This is a genomic window from Pseudomonas sp. Marseille-QA0332 (genome assembly GCF_054950175.1).
On sequence record NZ_CM143106.1, the window covers coordinates 3,247,574 to 3,262,514 of the forward strand.

Below are 14,941 nucleotides of genomic sequence, written 5' to 3' on the forward strand. Positions count from 1 at the left end.
ATATTTTGTTTAGATGTTGCCTTTACGTCGTCTCCGATCTGTTCTCGAAACTCATGGTCGAGGGCGGTCACGCCTGAGCGACCGCCTGATGCTCGATGGCGTGCTCTGGGTGCTCTGCTCGGGCGCTACGTGGCGAGACATGCCAGAGCGTTTCGGCCCATGGTCAACAGTGTCTCAACGGTTTCGCGGCTGGCGAAATCAGGGGACGTTCGATCAGATGCACCAACACTTACCCCTGAGATTGAATGGGCAAGGCTTGATCGATCTGCAAACCTAGTTGATTGTCTCAACCGCAGTACGCGCAGCCCGAGCCTCATCTGGCGCTCGGAAAAAAAGGGCCTGACGAGCCTGCCGATCACGCTCTAGGCCGCAGCCGCGACGGCCTGACAACCAAGCTCCGGCGAATGGCTTGATGAATTCCTGGATGATTTCAAGACCCGATGAACCGCGTCCAGCGCCTGTAAGCTCAACCAGCCGCTCGGCTTCGTCATTGGGGACATGACTTTCAATTCGTGCGCAATCCAGCACACCTCATTCAGTGCGGTACAGGCTGCCAAAGCCGTCTTCGTTCAATGACGTGCTGTCAGCGCCACCAGGCATCGGTAAACCCTGTCCCCATCCGGCTGCCAAGACCTGCACGTCACGCACGGGATCGGAGGCCTTGGCCCTCTCGTTGCGGATGCGGCAGGTTTCAGAATCCGTTGCGAACAACCCGCGTGCGATGACCCGGCCCTGTTCTGCCAGCCTTGCGGTTTTGGGGGCGCGAATTTTCGCAAACGCCTGGAAGATCTCTTCCAAGCCTCCACTTGCGCCATCAAGACACCGCGCCAAATGCCACGCATCCTCCAGCGCCTGGCAGGCTCCTTGCCCCGACGTCGGTAACGGCGCGTGTGCGGCATCTCCCACCAGCAGGACATTCGCCCGACTCCATGTATGCAGCGGCTCGAGGCCATGCACCGCAATCAGCCGGATGGCATTCTCAGGCGTGGCACGGATGATGCGTGAGACCGGCCCAGGCCATTGCGCGAACAGCTTCTCGACCTCCTTGTGCATATTTGCAGTGGGGGTGGCCTCACTGAGGGGCCGTGCCTGCGCCGCAGCCCAATATACCAGTTCCGGTCGAATCGCCACGCAACCAAAGCGCTCGCCCGCGCCCCAGAAGTCCTGAATCGAAATATCGTCTACCAGCGCATTAGGCCCCTGCGCCACGCCGACCCAGTTCACAAAGCCTTGATAGATTGGCGTGTTGTCGCCCGCGACAAACTTGCGCGCCACTGACTCCATGCGGCCGTCGGCGCCAATGAGCAGATCCGGGCGGATGCTCGTACCATTTTCAAAATGGGCCACGGCCCTACCGTGAGCATCCAGCTCGATGGCCACCGCCCGGCGCCCGAACTCCACCGGAATTCCCGCCCGTGCCGCATGGTCCAGCAACACCTCCAGCAAGTGCCTGCGCAGCACCGTATAGGTTGGGTATCCCATCGTCCGGTCCAGCACACCGATATCGAGGCCCCCCAGTGCATTTCCCGCAGCATCCTGGCGGCGTATTGCCAACGGTCGGCCACCAATGACCTGAATGTCTTGCAGCAGTCCCAGTTCTTCCAGCACAAAGCTGGCATTGGGCCAGAGCGTCACGCCGGCCCCTATGGTTGCCGGCACCGCACGGCACTCATAGACCCGAGGGTGGTAACCCTGCTTGCGCAATGCTAGTGCTACGCTCAGGCCCGCAATGCCGCCGCCAAGTATTCCAATTTCCACGCTGAAGCTCTCCTTGTTCATCCAGTGTCCGGCACATGGCCCACCGCGTCACATCGAGCAAAAGCGCATCTTAAATTTCGCCACTACGGAGAACTAGCATGCAAAAATGGGACGTTTTCATATCTCAAACGGGATAATCGATGCGCGACGCACTCGATCTGAATACCGTCCGTGTCTATGCGGCAGTTGTTGATGAGCAGAGCTTTGCTGGCGCATCGCGTCTCTTGGCCATGCCGTCCTCCAACGTCAGCCGCCACGTTGCCGCTCTGGAGCGCAAACTCGGCACACGCCTGCTGGAGCGAAGCACCCGTCACCTGCGTATGACGGAGGCCGGTCGACTACTCTACGAACGAGCGAAGCCCCTGCTCGACGCGCTGCTCGCCACGCAGGAAGAGTTGGGCGCGGTACAGCGCGAACTGTGTGGTCCTCTGAAGATGTGCATGCCTGGGGAGGCACCAAGGCTGCTGGCTCCCATCCTCGCCGAGTTCTGTAGCCTCCATCCAGGCATCGAGCTCGAATGTGATACTCGGATGACCGGGCTGGAGATACTTCGAGAGGACGTCGACCTTTCCATCATCTTCCACCGGGGCGATCAGGAGGACAGTGCTTTCATCACCCGCGAACTCGCCACACTGCCCAGCATCGTGGTTGCCGCCCCCTCCTTGCTGGCCAGAACCGGCATGCCACGCCATGTACGCGAACTGAAATCTCTGCCCTGCATCACTACCCTCAGTGCGCTGAAGGGCCAGCCCTGGCAGTTTCAGGACGCTTCGGGTCAAATCGTCAAGGTGCCGGTCCGCAGCCGCTACCGCGTCAACAGCGGAGAACTTGCCGTGGCAGGCGCACGGCAAGGCATCGGCTTCGCGATCGTGGCGGCTTATCCCTGCCAGGAAGATCTTGCTACGGGCCGATTGCAGGAGGTACCACTGGACCTGTGCCCCGCGCCACTGCAACTGCTGGGAGCCTATAGCCATCGCCACTCCGTGACTGCGCGTGTCCGCGCGCTGCTGGAACTGATACAAGTACGGTTGGCTGGATCGGTTAATCCGCCCATGGAACCGAGACCTTGTGGGACGGTCCAGGATCGAAGTGACCGCACCTGACACTAGACAGAGGTACACAGAGAGATAGCAAAAACCATGGCCAGCGGTAGGCTCCGCTTTGCGCCCTCGTTGGCGCGATGGCTGAAAATTGCCGCTCAGCCTCAAGCAAGCCACAAAACGCAATGGCCCTCCCGCTGTACTTGGCTGAGCACACGGCCAGGCGACTGAGGCGCCGGGCCGGCCGCGATGGGCCGCTTCTACATCGGCCTGAGGCACCAAGGTACAGATGGAGCTCCCCAGCGAACCGGGGAGCCTGTGGTCCGATCAGCTTACTCGCCGATCGCTGCCTTGTAGCCTGCCGCATCCAGCAGCTTGCCGAGCTCCGTGGCATCGGCAGGCTTGAGCTTGAAGATCCAGGCGCCGTATGGCTCTTCGTTGAGCTGTTCCGGTGCGTCGGCCAGTGCCTCGTTGACGGCGATCACTTCGCCACCGACCGGAGCATAGATATCCGAGGCGGCCTTGACCGACTCGACCACGCCGGCCTGGTCACCAGCGGCGAACACCTTGCCCACTTCCGCCAGCTCGACGAACACCACGTCGCCCAACGCTTCCTGGGCATGGTCGCTGATACCGACGGTGACGGTGCCGTCGCTTTCCAGACGCGCCCATTCATGGCTTTCGGCAAATCGCAATTCGGCGGGGATATCGCTCATGTCTCTACTTCCTCGTTTGACTCAGCGGTTGGCCCGCCGGAATAGGTTCAGATCAGGGTCTTGCCATGGCGCACGAAAGTCGGCCTGACCACGCGCACCGGGTACCACTTGCCACGAATTTCCACTTCTGCGCGATCACCCGCGGCCATCGGCACGCGCGCCAAGGCAATCGACTTGCTCAGCGTAGGCGAGAAACTACCACTGGTGATCTCTCCTTCGCCAACCCCGGCGACCCGAACCACCTGGTGCGCACGCAGTACGCCACGCTCTTCCAGGACCAGGCCGACCAGCTTGCCCTGCACGCCGTGCTCGATCTCGGCAAGCAAACCGCTACGGCCGATGAAATCACGCTCGGCAGGCTCCCAGGCCACACTCCAGCCCATGTTCGAGGTCAGCGGGCTGTGTTCTTCGTCGATGTCCTGGCCATAGAGGTTCATACCGGCTTCCAGGCGCAACGTATCGCGAGCGCCGAGACCGCTGGGGGCGATGCCCGCGCCGACCAGGTCGTTGAACAGTTGCGGGGCCTCGCTACCTGGAAGCATGATTTCCAGACCGTCTTCCCCGGTATACCCGGTGCGGGCGATGAGCCAGTCACCGTCCGCGGCCGCTTCGAATGGACGCAGTTCATGGATTATCGTGGCCCGCGAGGCACTCACCAGCTCAGCCACCTTGGCCCGGGCATGCGGGCCCTGCACGGCGAGGATCGCCAGATCTGGACGCATCCTGATACCCACCTGGAAGCCGACGCTGCGCTTTCTCAACCAAGCCACGACCTTGCCGCGTGTCGCGGCGTTGGCTACCAGGCGATAGCCTGCTTCGTTGCGGTAGACGATCAAGTCGTCGATGACGCCGCCACGCTCGTTGAGCATGGGGCTGTAGAGGGCCTTGCCAGGGCGCTCCAGGCGCCGGACGTCATTGGCCAGCAGGTACCGTAGCCAAGGCGTCGCGTCCTCGCCGTCGATATCGATGACCGTCATGTGGGACACATCGAATACGCCGCAGTCGCTGCGCACCTGATTGTGTTCCTCGACCTGCGAGCCATAGTGCAAGGGCATGTCCCAACCGCCAAAATCGACCATCTTGGCGCCGAACGCCAGATGAAGGTCATACAAAGGCGTGCGCTGTCCCATGGGTTTCTCCTTCCGGGCGTGGCGAAGCTGCGGCGGTGTTCGGCCGATGCCGTCACCTGATCTTGCAGGACCCGCCGCTGCGAATGCCGCGCATTGTAGCCGCAAGGGCGCGGACTGGCATCCTCATGGACTAGGACCCGGCCGTCGCGCGGAGCGACGTATCAGCCCGATGACCGGCAGCAGGCCGACTACGATCAGCGTCAGGGCGGGCAGCGAGGCCCGCGCCCATTCCCCTTCGCTGGTCATCTCGAAGACCCGGACGGCCAAGGTGTCCCAGCCGAAGGGCCGCATCAGCAAGGTAGCAGGCATTTCCTTGAGCACGTCGACGAATACCAGCAGGGCCGCGCTAAGGACCCCCGGCAGCAAGAGAGGCAGATACACCTTCAAAAACAATCCCGGACCAGCGACGCCGAGGCTCCGGGCGGCTTGTGGCAGCGACGGTCGGATGCGCTGCAGGCTGCTTTCCAGAGGCCCGTAGGCGACGGCGATGAACCGCACCAGGTAGGCCAGCAGCAAGGCTGTCAGGCTGCCCAGCAACAGGGGTTGCCCAGCGCCACCCAACCATCTGGACACGGGTATGACCCAGTGGTTATCGAGATAGCTGAAAGCCAGCATGAGCGCCACGGCCAGGACCGAACCGGGCAAGGCATAGCCGAGGTTGGCCAGGCCGACACCTGCGCGAATCCCCCGAGTGGGGGCCTGACGACGGGCGAAAGCCAGCACGAGGGCGACACAGACGGTGATCAGCGCGGCCATGGCACCGAGATACAGCGTATGCAGGACCAGGCCGACGTAACGTTCGTCCAGGTCGTGCCTGCCGCGCTTCCAGAACCACGCCAGCAGTTGCGCCACCGGGATCACGAACGCACAGGCGAACACCAGCGTACACCAGCCACTGGCTGCACAGGCCTTGATTCCGCGCAGCCGGTAGAGCGCCTGCTCGCGGTGACGTTCGCTGGCGCCATGCACGGCGCCACGGGCCCGACGTTCGCCGTAGAGCACCAGCATCACCGCCAGCAGCAGCAGGCTGGCAAGCTGGGTCGCGCTGGCAAGGCTGAAGAATCCGTACCAGGTCTTGTAGATCGCCGTGGTGAAGGTATCGAAGTTGAAGACCGCCACGGCGCCGAAGTCGGCCAGCGTCTCCATCAAGGCCAACGCCACGCCGGCGCCGATGGCTGGGCGCGCCATTGGCAGCGCCACGCGCCAGAAGGCTTGCAGGGGTGTCAGGCCCAGCACCCTGGCCGCTTCCATGAGGCCCTTGCCCTGGGCCAGGAAAGCGCTGCGCGCAAGCAGGTAGACATAGGGGTAGAACACCAGCACCAGCACGATGATGACGCCACCGGTCGAGCGTACCCTTGGCAGGCGCATCGGCCCGAACGCTTCGCGCAGGGCGCTCTGCACCGGGCCTGCGAAATCCAGCAACCCGACGAAGACGAACGCCAGCACATAGGCCGGGACGGCGAACGGCAGCATCAGGGCCCAGTCGAGCCAGCGTCGACCAGGAAATTCGCACAGGCTCACTAGCCAGGCCAGGCTTACGCCCAGCAGCGTGACGCCGATGCCAACACCGAGCACCAGGGTCAAGGTGTTGCCAAGCAGCCGGCCCATCTGTGTCTCGAGCAAATGCGACCAGATCTGCACATCGATGGCTTGCCAGGACAGCAGCAGGACACCCAGCGGCAGGAGCACCAGGGCGCTGGCCAGACAGACAGGCAGGTACCAGCGGCGTTGCGGCATGTGGGACAAGACGATATCTCGATCAGCAATGATGATGGCAGGAGGGACGCGCACGAAGCACTACGCGGTGCAGAGCGGCATACTCGAGTACGCGCCACGCCTGGCATGCACTGCCAGGCGTGGCGACAGCGGGCCTGCCTGGCTCAGTTCCAGCCGGCACGGTCCATCAGGCGAATCGCTTCGGCCTGGCGCTTGCCAGCGACTTCCACGGGAATATCGTCCGCCTTGAAGCTGCCCCAGGCAGCAACTTCCCCGGATGGCTTGACCTGTGGATTGGCCGGGAATTCCTGGTTGATCTCGGCAAACAGTTTCTGCGCCCGTTCGCCAGTCATCCATTCGACCAGCGCGATGGCCGCTTGCGGATGCGGGGCATGCCGGGTCAGGCCGATGCCGGACAGGTTCACATGCACGCCACGGTCGGCCTGGTTCGGCCAGAACAGCTTGATCGGCAGGTCCGGCTGCGCCTTGTGCAGGCGGCCGTAGTAGTAGGTGTTCACCACCCCGACATCGCACTGGCCGGCCTCGATGGCCTGGAGCACGGCGGTATCGTCGGAGAACACGTCCGTGGAGAGGTTGTCGACCCAGCCCTTGATGATCTCTTCGGTCTTCTGCTCGCCATGGTTCTCGATGAGCGTCGCCGTCAGCGACTGGTTGTAGACCTTCTTGCCGGTGCGCAGGCACAGGCGCCCTTCCCAGTGCTTGTCGGCCAGGGCCTCGTAGGTGCTCAGCTCCTCGGGCCGCACGCGCTCGGTAGAGTAGGCGATGGTACGTGCGCGTAGGCTCAGGCCGGTCCAGGCATGGGACGTTGCGCGATATTGCGGCGGGATGTTGCGGTCGATCACTTGCGACTGGATCGGCTGGAGGATGCCCATCTGCTCGGCCTGCCAGAGGTTGCCGGCATCTACGGTCAGCAGCAGGTCGGCAACGCCGTTCTCCCCCTCGGCCTTGATGCGCTGCATCAGCGGGGCTTCCTTGTCGGTGATGAACTTCACCTTGACGCCGGTCTGGGCGGTGTAGGCATCGAATACCGGCTTGATCAGCTCGTCGATGCGCGAGGAATACACCACCACTTCGTCATCCGCCTGGACGGCACCGCCGAACAGGGTCAGAACCAGGGCGGCCAGCAGGGACTTGCGCGACAACATGGTGATTCCTCATCGATTCACAGAATCGCAAATCGTAGTCAATCACATTTGCTCGACAAAGCATTCGACCCGTGCAAGCCGTTACTGGATGTTGCGACAAGTCTCGGGACGCGCCAGCGCAGGCAGGTCGCCGCTCAGCCCAAGGGCCTGGCGGACGAACATGGCCTTGGCTTGGGGCATCTGGTCGACCCACCTCAGGCCGGTGTTGCGCAACCAGCGCAACGCCAGTGGCTCGGCCTGGAACAGACGCTCGAAGCCCTCCATGGCAGCCATCAGGGCCAGATTGTGCGGCATGCGCCGCCGCTCGTAGCGGCTCAGCACACGCTCATCGGCCAGACGCTCGCCACGCGAGCCGGCCCGCTCCAGTTCTTCGGCCAGCACGGCGGCATCGAGCAGGCCCAGATTGACGCCCTGCCCAGCCAGAGGATGGATGGTATGAGCGGCATCGCCGATCAGTGCCAGCCCTTCGTCGACATAGCGCTTGGCATGTCGCTGGCGCAGCGGCACGCACAGACGCCGGTCGGCGTGCAGGATCTCGCCTAGGCGACCCTCGAAGGCTCGTTCCAAGGCCTTGCAGAACCCTGCATCATCGAGCGCCATGACCTGGCGCGCATGTTCTGGGGTGATCGACCAGACGATCGAGCACCAGTGCTCGTTGCCTGCCGGCGACAAGGGCAGGAACGCCAGTGGTCCTTCGTCGGTGAAGCGTTGCCAGGCCGTGGCATGGTGCGGCTCGGTGCAACGCACGCTGGTCACGATCGCCTCGTGCAGGTAGTCCCACTCACGGGTTTCGCAGCCGGTCAGGCGGCGCACGGCCGAACGGGCTCCATCGGCCGCGATCACCAGGGGCGTGCGGACGCGGCGGCCATCAGCCAAGGTCAGCAGCCAGTCGTCAGCGGAGCGGCGCATCTGCTCCAGCCGGGCATCGGCCAGCAAACCCACATCGCTGTCGAGCAGGCACTCGAGCAAGCTGTCCTGCACGACCCGGTTCTCTACGATATGGCCCAGCACATCGGCCTGCACGCTGGCGGCGGAAAAGTGGATCTGCCCGGTACCGCTGCCATCCCAGACTTGCATGTCGGCATAAGGGCAGCTGCGCCGCCTGTCGATCCCCGCCCAGGCCCCAAGCCTGTGCAGAATCCGCTGGCTGGCGGCCGACAAGGCGCTGACGCGCGGCTCGAAAGGCGCCGCGCTGTCGAAAGGGCTCACCTTCAACGGCCCGCCATCGAGCAGAAGGATCTCCAGCCCGCTGTGACGCAGGGCCAAGGCCAGGGCACTGCCGACCATGCCGGCACCGACTATCACCAGATCTGCGCGCATTTCCATGCCTTACGCCTGCCTCGCTCGCGGCTTGAGCCGCACATATAGGGTTTTGTCTATGCGAGCCACTGGCTCGCCGGTCTCATCGACGACATCGACCTGCAGGCGGGGGAGGTACTTCCTGCCGCAGGCTGTCTGCCGGCGAATCTCCTCCAGCAAGGCATCGTCCACGTGGAACCCAGGCGCGCCCGGCGCGCAAGCTTGCACGGATGGTTCACGCCTTGCCCCGCAGGTCTGCCCGGACGCCCAGCCCCATCGCCTGGCGCGCGAACCAGCGCTTGGCCGGCGGCAGCAGGTCGAGCCCCAGCAGACCAAGGTTGCGCCCGGCTGCCAGAAGCGGCTGGGTGCTGCCGAACAGACGAGTGACCTGGTCGGAAAAGCCGATGGTCAGGGCCTGGTCCAGACGTTGGCGCTGATGGTAGCCCAGCAGCGTCTGAAGATCGCCTGGAACCTGCGGACCGCCCAGCAGGGCTTCGGCCAGCGATTGCACGTCGCGCAATGAAAGGTTGAAGCCCTGCCCGGCAATCGGATGCAGGCTGTGCGCAGCATTGCCCAGCACCACCAGGTGAGGACGCACCTGCTCCTGGGCCTCGACCAGCGCCAACGGGTAGAGGTGACGCACGCCTACCTGGCGCAAGGCGCCCAGGCGGTAGCCGAATACCTGCTGCAGTTCCCGCAGGAAGCCGCGCTCGTCCAGTTCCAACAGGCGCCTGGCATCGTTGCCCAGCCGCGTCCAGACCAGCGCGCAGCGGTTGTCCGGCAGCGGCAGCAAGGCCATCGGGCCCTGCTCGGTGAAACGCTCGAACGCTTGGCCCCGATGGGCCTCGCCTGGTGTGATGTTAGCGATCAGCGCGCTCTGGTCATAAGGCCGCTGGCGGACATGGATGCCCAATTGCTCGCGCAGGCTGGAACGTCCGCCATCGGCCAGCACTGCCAAGTCGCACTCGACACTGGTGTCGTCGTTCAATTGCAGCCGATAGCCATCCTCGACCGGCTGCAGGGTCGTGACCTCGGCGGGACAGCGCCAGCTGACCACGTCCGGATCCAGGCTTTTCCACAGGCACTGGCCTAGCCAGGCATTCTCGACCACATAGCCGAGCGCCGGAACCCCTTCCTCCAGTGCGTCCAGGCGCGTCGAACCGAAGCGCCCCCGATCGGACACCTGGATCTGCGTGATCGGCTCGGCGCGTCGACCGACCGCCTGCCAGACACCCAGTCGCTCGTAGATCTGCCGGGTACCGAAGGACAGCGCCGAGGAGCGCGCATCGTAGCTGGGCTGAAAGCTGTCCCCTGGCGCGAACGGCTCGATCAGCACGATTTTCCAGCCGCGGGCCTTCGCACCGGCCTGTAGCGCCAGGGCCAGGCTGGCGCCGACCAGGCCACCCCCGATGATTGCCAGTTGCACCCGACTCATGCCAGCGCCTCGCGCGCCTGGGCCATCAGCGCCTCGATCTCGTCGACGGCCTTGGGCACGCCGCGGGTGAGGACTTCACAACCTTGCCGGGTCACGACCACGTCATCCTCGATACGCACACCGATGCCTCGCCACTTCCTGGCCACGGACGGGTTGTCCGCCGCGATGTAGATGCCCGGTTCCACGGTCATCGCCATGCCGGGCTCGAGCACCCGCCATTGACCGCCGACCTTGTATTCGCCCACGTCATGCACGTCCATGCCCAGCCAGTGGCCAGCTCGATGCATGTAGAACGGTCGGTAGGCCTCGCTGTCGATCAGCGCCTGCACCTCGCCCTTGAGGATCCCAAGACGCACCAGCCCCTCGGTGATGACCTGGACGGTCGCCTCATGAGCATGGTTCCAGTGCCGGCCAGGGGCGATCTGGGCGAGCGCGGCCTGCTGGGCGTCGAGGACCAGCTCGTAGATGGCCCTCTGCTCGGCAGAGAAGCGCCCACTGACCGGGAAGGTCCGGGTGATGTCGCTGGCATAGCAGTCGATCTCGCAGCCAGCGTCGATCAGCACCAGGTCGCCGTCCTTGAGCAGAGCGTCGTTCTGCTGGTAATGCAGGATGCAGGCATTGCGCCCGGCAGCGACGATCGATCCGTAGGCCGGCATCTTCGCCCCTCCCTTGCGGAACTCGTAGTCCAGCTCGGCTTCCAGGCTGTATTCGCGCAGGCCGGCACGGCACGCTTGCATGGCCCGCACGTGGGCGCGGGCGGAAATCGCCGCGGCCTCGCGCATGACTTTCACTTCCGCGGCCGACTTGTACAGGCGCATGTCGTGCAACAGATGATCCAGCGCGACGAACTCATTGGGAGGTTGCGCTCCGAGCCGAGCCTTGGAGCGGATCACGTTGATCCAGTCCATCAACCGGCGATCGAATTCCGGATTGCTGCCCATGGCGCTGTAGACTCGCTCGCGCCCTTCGATCAGGCCCGGCAGGATTTCGTCGATATCGGCGATCGGAAAGGCATCGTCGGCGCCATATTCGCGCACCGCGCCTTCCTGCCCCGCGCGCAGGCCTTCCCATTGTTCGCGCTCGGCGTTGCGCTCGCGGCAGAACAGCACATACTCGCCATGCTCGCGCCCTGGAATGAGCGCGATCACCGCCTCGGGCTCGGGAAAACCGCTCAGGTACTGGAAGTCGCTGTCCTGCCGGTAGACATGCTCGACATCGCGGTTGCGGATTGCCAGCGCGGCAGCTGGCAGGATCGCGATGCTGTTGGGGACCATCTGCGCCATCAGCGCCTTGCGCCGACGCGCGTATTCGGCCTTGGGTATGTGGCTCATGGACAAAGGGACCCTCGAGGTATCAGTGCAGCGATGGCTTGGGCTCAGGCTCGACCGGCTTGGCCAGTTCGGAATACAGCAGCAGCGGGGCCACCCGCAGGTATTCCATGACTTCCATGTAGTCGCTTTCGCCGTCTTCCGACTCTTCCAGAGCGTCCTGGACCTGGGAGATGGCCACCAGGTCCTGAAGCACTTCCTTGGCCTCTGCGCTCAGTTCCTTGCCGCCGGCATTGAGCCCGAAACCGGCGGTGAAACCCTGGCACCACTGGCCAAGCGCCGTGGCTCGCTCGGCAAGCGGCACGTCATCGCCGGGCAGCAGCAAGACCAGGGTGATGTCGTCGCCGGTCAGCTCGGCCTTGACCATTTCCTGCAGTCCGACCAGGGCGTTGCGTACGCTGTCGCCCGGCTCGCTTTCGAGCAGGCCGGCCGCATCGGCGAGCCAGGCCTGGGCATCGAAGCCGGCGCCGGCACAACTGCGGCCAAGCAGCAAGCCGTGCAGTTCGGCGGGGGAGACGGGGTGGCCGTTGCTGCTGAGCAAGGCGGCGAAGGCGGTATAGGGCGATTGGGTATTGGGCATGGGCAGCTAGGCGCCAGGCGGCGCAATGACTAGAATGGAGACCTCGTATCCTAGCACCGGCAGGCGCGCCAAGACCATCGGCACTGGCCGTCCTTGCTCGAGCCGGGGCATCATCGCCAGCAAGTGACCGACGGAGCGGAGCGAGTGCATCCCATGCAAGAGAACGACCTGCAAGCGCTGATGAGCCGATTCGAACTGCTGATCGAGCGCGTGGAGCAACTAAAACGGCGAAACGCACTCCTAGTAGCTCAGGAAAGATCCTGGCGCGAGGAGCGCGCCCATCTCATCGAAAAGAACGAGACCGCCCGTCGCAAGGTCGAATCGATGATCTTGCGCCTCAAGGCCCTGGAGCAAGACTCATGAGTTCAAGCAATAGCGTCACCGTCCAGATCCTCGACAAGGATTACTCGATCATCTGTCCGCCCGAGGAACGCAACAATCTGGTCAGCGCCGCACGCTACCTGGACGCCAAGATGCGCGAGATCCGCAGCAGCGGCAAGGTGATCGGCGCCGACCGCATCGCGGTGATGGCTGCGCTCAATATCACCCACGACCTGCTGCACCGACAGGAACGTCCCGATGCCCCGCCCAGCGGCACCTCGCGCGAGCAGGTCCGCGACCTGCTCGAACGGGTCGACCAGGCGCTGAGCGACGACACGGGTACAAAAACCGGTTGAGTTTGCGTATACTGGCAACACTCCCTGGGGAACGCGCCAGTCGGTCATGTCCCTGAGCCGATACGCACAACCACGGGGGTTGCACGCTGGGGCCGGTGTGCATGTCCGCCTGACGGAAAGCCTTAAAGCCCCCTGCAATCTCCACCTTGAACTTTCGGGTTCAAGGGCTACACCGATAGCGGTTTCATTGGGGAGCCCGCATTCTGCATTGCCCGCCTTCATGGCGGGCATTTTGTTTGGCCATCAGCAAAAGCCAGCACAACCGGGATCGCCTTTGCCATGACCGATACCGCGCCACTCACCCGTCCCCAGCTTCGTCGCCTGCTACGTACCGCGCGTCGTGCCTTGACCCCCTCCCAGCAACGCCAGGCCTCGCTCGGCCTGTACCGTCGGCTGGCGCAGGACCCACTGTTCCGACGCGCGCGCCACATCGCCCTGTACCTGCCCAATGACGGCGAGATCGATCCAGGCCCGCTGCTGCGCGAGGCGCAGCGACGCGGCAAGCGTACCTACCTGCCGGTACTGCACGCCTGGCCGCGTACACGCATGGTGTTCCAGCGCTTCGATCGGGGCGAGCGACTGCGTGCCAATCGCTTCGGCATTTCCGAGCCGCTGGTGGATCGCAGGCGCCAGCGACCGATCTGGGCGCTGGACCTGATTCTCTTGCCGCTGGTCGGGTTCGACGAGATGGGGGGGCGCCTGGGCATGGGTGGCGGCTTCTATGATCGAAGCCTGGCCTACCAGGGGCGTCGCAAGACATGGAAGAAGCCCATCCTGCTCGGGCTTGCCCACGAGTGCCAGAAGGTCCGGCGACTGGACCAGGCAAGCTGGGATGTGCCCCTGCGGGGAACGGTGTCGGACCGTGGATGGTACCTGGCGCCAGGCTGAACGGCGCCAGCGAGGCGATTCAGCGCTGCGGCTGGGAGGGCGCGCTCGCCTGGTAGGCAGCGTCTACCTTTCGCTCGAGAAAACTTTGCGCATAACCGGTAGTGACCACGCCCAGCCCGAAAATGAACACCAGGACCCATAGCGGGTCCGTCTTGCGTCGATTCATCGATTGCCCCCTCAGGCAAACTGATTAAGCCCCGCGCCCAGGATGGTCGCAGGCACGGTAGCCCTGAAAATCGGCGCATTCTCCGTCAAGCCGCGTCGACAAAGCAAATGCTGGGGCCAACCAACCGTCGGTTTGATGCAACGAGTTATTTCAAACATTGTCAGGACCGCACCTATGGCCTATTGGCTGATGAAATCAGAACCCGACGAGCTTTCCATCCAGGCCCTGGACCGTATCGGCCAGGCGCGCTGGGACGGCGTACGCAACTACCAGGCGCGCAATTTTCTCAGGACCATGAGCCTGGACGACGAGTTCTTCTTCTATCATGCCAGCTGTGCGCAACCGGGCATCGCCGGCATCGGACGCATTACCGCCACGGCATATCCCGATCCCACCGCGCTGGATCCGAGCAGCGTCTATTTCGACGCGAAGGCCAGCCCCGCTGGCAACCCCTGGAGCGCCGTGGACGTGAGCCACGTGCAAACCTTCCCGGCAGTGCTCGGTCTCGGCCTGCTCAAGCAGCAGGCGGCACTGGCGGAGCTGGCATTGGTAAAGAAAGGCAGCCGGCTTTCGATCATGCCGGTCACGCCCGAACAATGGCGCGTGATCGTCGCGCTCGTTCGCTGATCACTGCACGATCAGGTTATTGAACAACAGATCCTCGACCACCGGCTTGCCCTCTTCCGCTTCCAGGACCTGCCGGACCTGCTTGAGGGCTTCCTGGCGCAACCTCTCCTTGGCCTCCACGCTGCCTAGGCTGTCCACGGTCTGCTGGGCGAACAAAGCCACCAGCTGATTGCGGATCAGTGGCTCGTGGTGCTTGACCGCTGCCGCCGACGCATCGCCCGTGACCCGCAGGGCTACATCGGCCTTGTACACGCGCAGGCGTGGCCCACCGTCGAGCGCATAGTTGCCTACCAATGGGGGCGTCAAGCTGATATAGGCCACCTTAGGAGCCCCTTCCTTTTCTTCTTCGGCAGCCATGGCCGTCACTGGCAAGGACAGGGCCAGCACCATCAAGATCCACGCTTTCAACATTCGC

The 14,941-nt window shown here is 63.9% G+C and carries 16 protein-coding genes, 1 other RNA gene and 2 pseudogenes; 7 read left to right on the forward strand and 12 right to left on the reverse strand.

Annotation, left to right across the window (positions count from 1 at the left end; genetic code table 11):
- Positions 1–2: 2 nt before the first annotated feature.
- Positions 3–398: pseudogene (locus ACY8GK_RS15030) on the forward strand (IS5 family transposase); the annotation flags it as partial.
- A gap of 133 nt (positions 399–531) precedes the next feature.
- Here ACY8GK_RS15030 and ACY8GK_RS15035 read toward each other — a convergent pair.
- The gene (locus tag ACY8GK_RS15035; protein WP_462401551.1) at positions 532–1,779 is read right to left on the reverse strand and encodes an FAD-dependent monooxygenase; all 1,248 of its coding nucleotides are present in this window, start codon (positions 1,777–1,779) and stop codon (positions 532–534) included.
- 119 nt (positions 1,780–1,898) lie between these two features.
- Here ACY8GK_RS15035 and ACY8GK_RS15040 point away from each other — a divergent pair, with 119 nt between their 5' ends.
- Positions 1,899–2,861: a LysR family transcriptional regulator gene (locus tag ACY8GK_RS15040; protein WP_462401552.1), complete on the forward strand. Its 963-nt coding sequence runs from the start codon at positions 1,899–1,901 to the stop codon at positions 2,859–2,861.
- Between the two features lie 269 nt (positions 2,862–3,130).
- Here the strand turns inward: ACY8GK_RS15040 and gcvH are convergent, their stop codons facing one another.
- From gcvH to ACY8GK_RS15085, 9 genes and pseudogenes are all read right to left on the reverse strand, one after another.
- Positions 3,131–3,514, reverse strand: coding sequence for a glycine cleavage system protein GcvH (gene gcvH, locus ACY8GK_RS15045; protein ID WP_462401553.1), 384 nt, complete (start codon positions 3,512–3,514; stop codon positions 3,131–3,133).
- A 47-nt stretch (positions 3,515–3,561) separates the two neighbouring features.
- Positions 3,562–4,644: a glycine cleavage system aminomethyltransferase GcvT gene (gcvT, locus tag ACY8GK_RS15050; RefSeq protein WP_196180888.1), complete on the reverse strand. Its 1,083-nt coding sequence runs from the start codon at positions 4,642–4,644 to the stop codon at positions 3,562–3,564.
- A gap of 123 nt (positions 4,645–4,767) precedes the next feature.
- Complete coding sequence (locus ACY8GK_RS15055; protein WP_462403027.1) at positions 4,768–6,381, reverse strand: ABC transporter permease; 1,614 nt, start codon at positions 6,379–6,381, stop codon at positions 4,768–4,770.
- 143 nt (positions 6,382–6,524) lie between these two features.
- The gene (locus ACY8GK_RS15060) at positions 6,525–7,526 is read right to left on the reverse strand and encodes an extracellular solute-binding protein (protein WP_462401554.1); all 1,002 of its coding nucleotides are present in this window, start codon (positions 7,524–7,526) and stop codon (positions 6,525–6,527) included.
- 81 nt (positions 7,527–7,607) lie between these two features.
- Positions 7,608–8,846, reverse strand: coding sequence for a 2-octaprenyl-3-methyl-6-methoxy-1,4-benzoquinol hydroxylase (locus ACY8GK_RS15065; protein WP_462403028.1), 1,239 nt, complete (start codon positions 8,844–8,846; stop codon positions 7,608–7,610).
- Positions 8,847–8,855: 9 nt separating this feature from the next.
- A pseudogene (locus ACY8GK_RS15070) lies at positions 8,856–9,023 on the reverse strand (tetrameric acyl-CoA thioesterase); the annotation flags it as partial.
- 37 nt (positions 9,024–9,060) lie between these two features.
- Complete coding sequence (ubiH, locus tag ACY8GK_RS15075; RefSeq protein WP_462401555.1) at positions 9,061–10,260, reverse strand: 2-octaprenyl-6-methoxyphenyl hydroxylase; 1,200 nt, start codon at positions 10,258–10,260, stop codon at positions 9,061–9,063.
- Entirely contained in the window at positions 10,257–11,591 is a 1,335-nt protein-coding gene (pepP, locus tag ACY8GK_RS15080; RefSeq protein ID WP_196180894.1) for a Xaa-Pro aminopeptidase, read from the reverse strand. The genes ubiH and pepP overlap by 4 nt, the downstream gene beginning before the upstream one ends.
- Before the next feature lie 22 nt (positions 11,592–11,613).
- Positions 11,614–12,168: a YecA/YgfB family protein gene (locus tag ACY8GK_RS15085; protein WP_196180896.1), complete on the reverse strand. Its 555-nt coding sequence runs from the start codon at positions 12,166–12,168 to the stop codon at positions 11,614–11,616.
- Between the two features lie 153 nt (positions 12,169–12,321).
- Here ACY8GK_RS15085 and ACY8GK_RS15090 point away from each other — a divergent pair, with 153 nt between their 5' ends.
- The 4 genes from ACY8GK_RS15090 to ACY8GK_RS15105 all read left to right on the forward strand — a co-directional run bounded on the left by ACY8GK_RS15090 (position 12,322) and on the right by ACY8GK_RS15105 (position 13,733).
- Positions 12,322–12,531, forward strand: a complete 210-nt coding sequence (locus ACY8GK_RS15090) for a TIGR02449 family protein (RefSeq protein WP_196180898.1) — start codon at positions 12,322–12,324, stop codon at positions 12,529–12,531.
- Complete coding sequence (locus ACY8GK_RS15095; RefSeq protein WP_196180899.1) at positions 12,528–12,845, forward strand: cell division protein ZapA; 318 nt, start codon at positions 12,528–12,530, stop codon at positions 12,843–12,845. Before ACY8GK_RS15090 ends, ACY8GK_RS15095 begins: the two co-directional genes overlap by 4 nt.
- Positions 12,846–12,863: 18 nt before the next feature.
- A non-coding RNA gene (ssrS, locus tag ACY8GK_RS15100) (6S RNA) lies at positions 12,864–13,043 on the forward strand.
- 81 nt (positions 13,044–13,124) lie between these two features.
- Complete coding sequence (locus tag ACY8GK_RS15105; protein ID WP_462401556.1) at positions 13,125–13,733, forward strand: 5-formyltetrahydrofolate cyclo-ligase; 609 nt, start codon at positions 13,125–13,127, stop codon at positions 13,731–13,733.
- A gap of 19 nt (positions 13,734–13,752) precedes the next feature.
- Here the strand turns inward: ACY8GK_RS15105 and ACY8GK_RS15110 are convergent, their stop codons facing one another.
- Entirely contained in the window at positions 13,753–13,899 is a 147-nt protein-coding gene (locus ACY8GK_RS15110; RefSeq protein WP_196180903.1) for a hypothetical protein, read from the reverse strand.
- A gap of 174 nt (positions 13,900–14,073) precedes the next feature.
- Here ACY8GK_RS15110 and ACY8GK_RS15115 point away from each other — a divergent pair, with 174 nt between their 5' ends.
- Entirely contained in the window at positions 14,074–14,526 is a 453-nt protein-coding gene (locus ACY8GK_RS15115; protein ID WP_462401557.1) for an EVE domain-containing protein, read from the forward strand.
- Here the strand turns inward: ACY8GK_RS15115 and ACY8GK_RS15120 are convergent, their stop codons facing one another.
- A complete protein-coding gene (locus ACY8GK_RS15120) occupies positions 14,527–14,934 on the reverse strand; it encodes a flagellar basal body-associated protein FliL (RefSeq protein WP_196180907.1) in 408 nt (135 codons plus the stop codon).
- Positions 14,935–14,941 lie beyond the last annotated feature (7 nt).

Excerpts from the sequence above, each read along its gene's own strand:
- ACY8GK_RS15095 (WP_196180899.1), top strand. The coding sequence starts at position 12,528 with ATGAGTTCAAGCAATAGCGTCACCGTCCAGATCCTCGACAAGGATTAC.
- ACY8GK_RS15060 (WP_462401554.1), bottom strand. The coding sequence starts at position 7,526 with ATGTTGTCGCGCAAGTCCCTGCTGGCCGCCCTGGTTCTGACCCTGTTC.
- ACY8GK_RS15115 (WP_462401557.1), top strand. The coding sequence starts at position 14,074 with ATGGCCTATTGGCTGATGAAATCAGAACCCGACGAGCTTTCCATCCAG.
- gcvH (WP_462401553.1), bottom strand. The coding sequence starts at position 3,514 with ATGAGCGATATCCCCGCCGAATTGCGATTTGCCGAAAGCCATGAATGG.
- ACY8GK_RS15110 (WP_196180903.1), bottom strand. The coding sequence starts at position 13,899 with ATGAATCGACGCAAGACGGACCCGCTATGGGTCCTGGTGTTCATTTTC.
- pepP (WP_196180894.1), bottom strand. The coding sequence starts at position 11,591 with ATGAGCCACATACCCAAGGCCGAATACGCGCGTCGGCGCAAGGCGCTG.
- gcvT (WP_196180888.1), bottom strand. The coding sequence starts at position 4,644 with ATGGGACAGCGCACGCCTTTGTATGACCTTCATCTGGCGTTCGGCGCC.
- ACY8GK_RS15065 (WP_462403028.1), bottom strand. The coding sequence starts at position 8,846 with ATGCGCGCAGATCTGGTGATAGTCGGTGCCGGCATGGTCGGCAGTGCC.
- ACY8GK_RS15085 (WP_196180896.1), bottom strand. The coding sequence starts at position 12,168 with ATGCCCAATACCCAATCGCCCTATACCGCCTTCGCCGCCTTGCTCAGC.
- ACY8GK_RS15090 (WP_196180898.1), top strand. The coding sequence starts at position 12,322 with ATGCAAGAGAACGACCTGCAAGCGCTGATGAGCCGATTCGAACTGCTG.
- ubiH (WP_462401555.1), bottom strand. The coding sequence starts at position 10,260 with ATGAGTCGGGTGCAACTGGCAATCATCGGGGGTGGCCTGGTCGGCGCC.
- ACY8GK_RS15040 (WP_462401552.1), top strand. The coding sequence starts at position 1,899 with ATGCGCGACGCACTCGATCTGAATACCGTCCGTGTCTATGCGGCAGTT.
- ACY8GK_RS15035 (WP_462401551.1), bottom strand. The coding sequence starts at position 1,779 with ATGAACAAGGAGAGCTTCAGCGTGGAAATTGGAATACTTGGCGGCGGC.
- ACY8GK_RS15055 (WP_462403027.1), bottom strand. The coding sequence starts at position 6,381 with ATGCCGCAACGCCGCTGGTACCTGCCTGTCTGTCTGGCCAGCGCCCTG.
- ACY8GK_RS15105 (WP_462401556.1), top strand. The coding sequence starts at position 13,125 with ATGACCGATACCGCGCCACTCACCCGTCCCCAGCTTCGTCGCCTGCTA.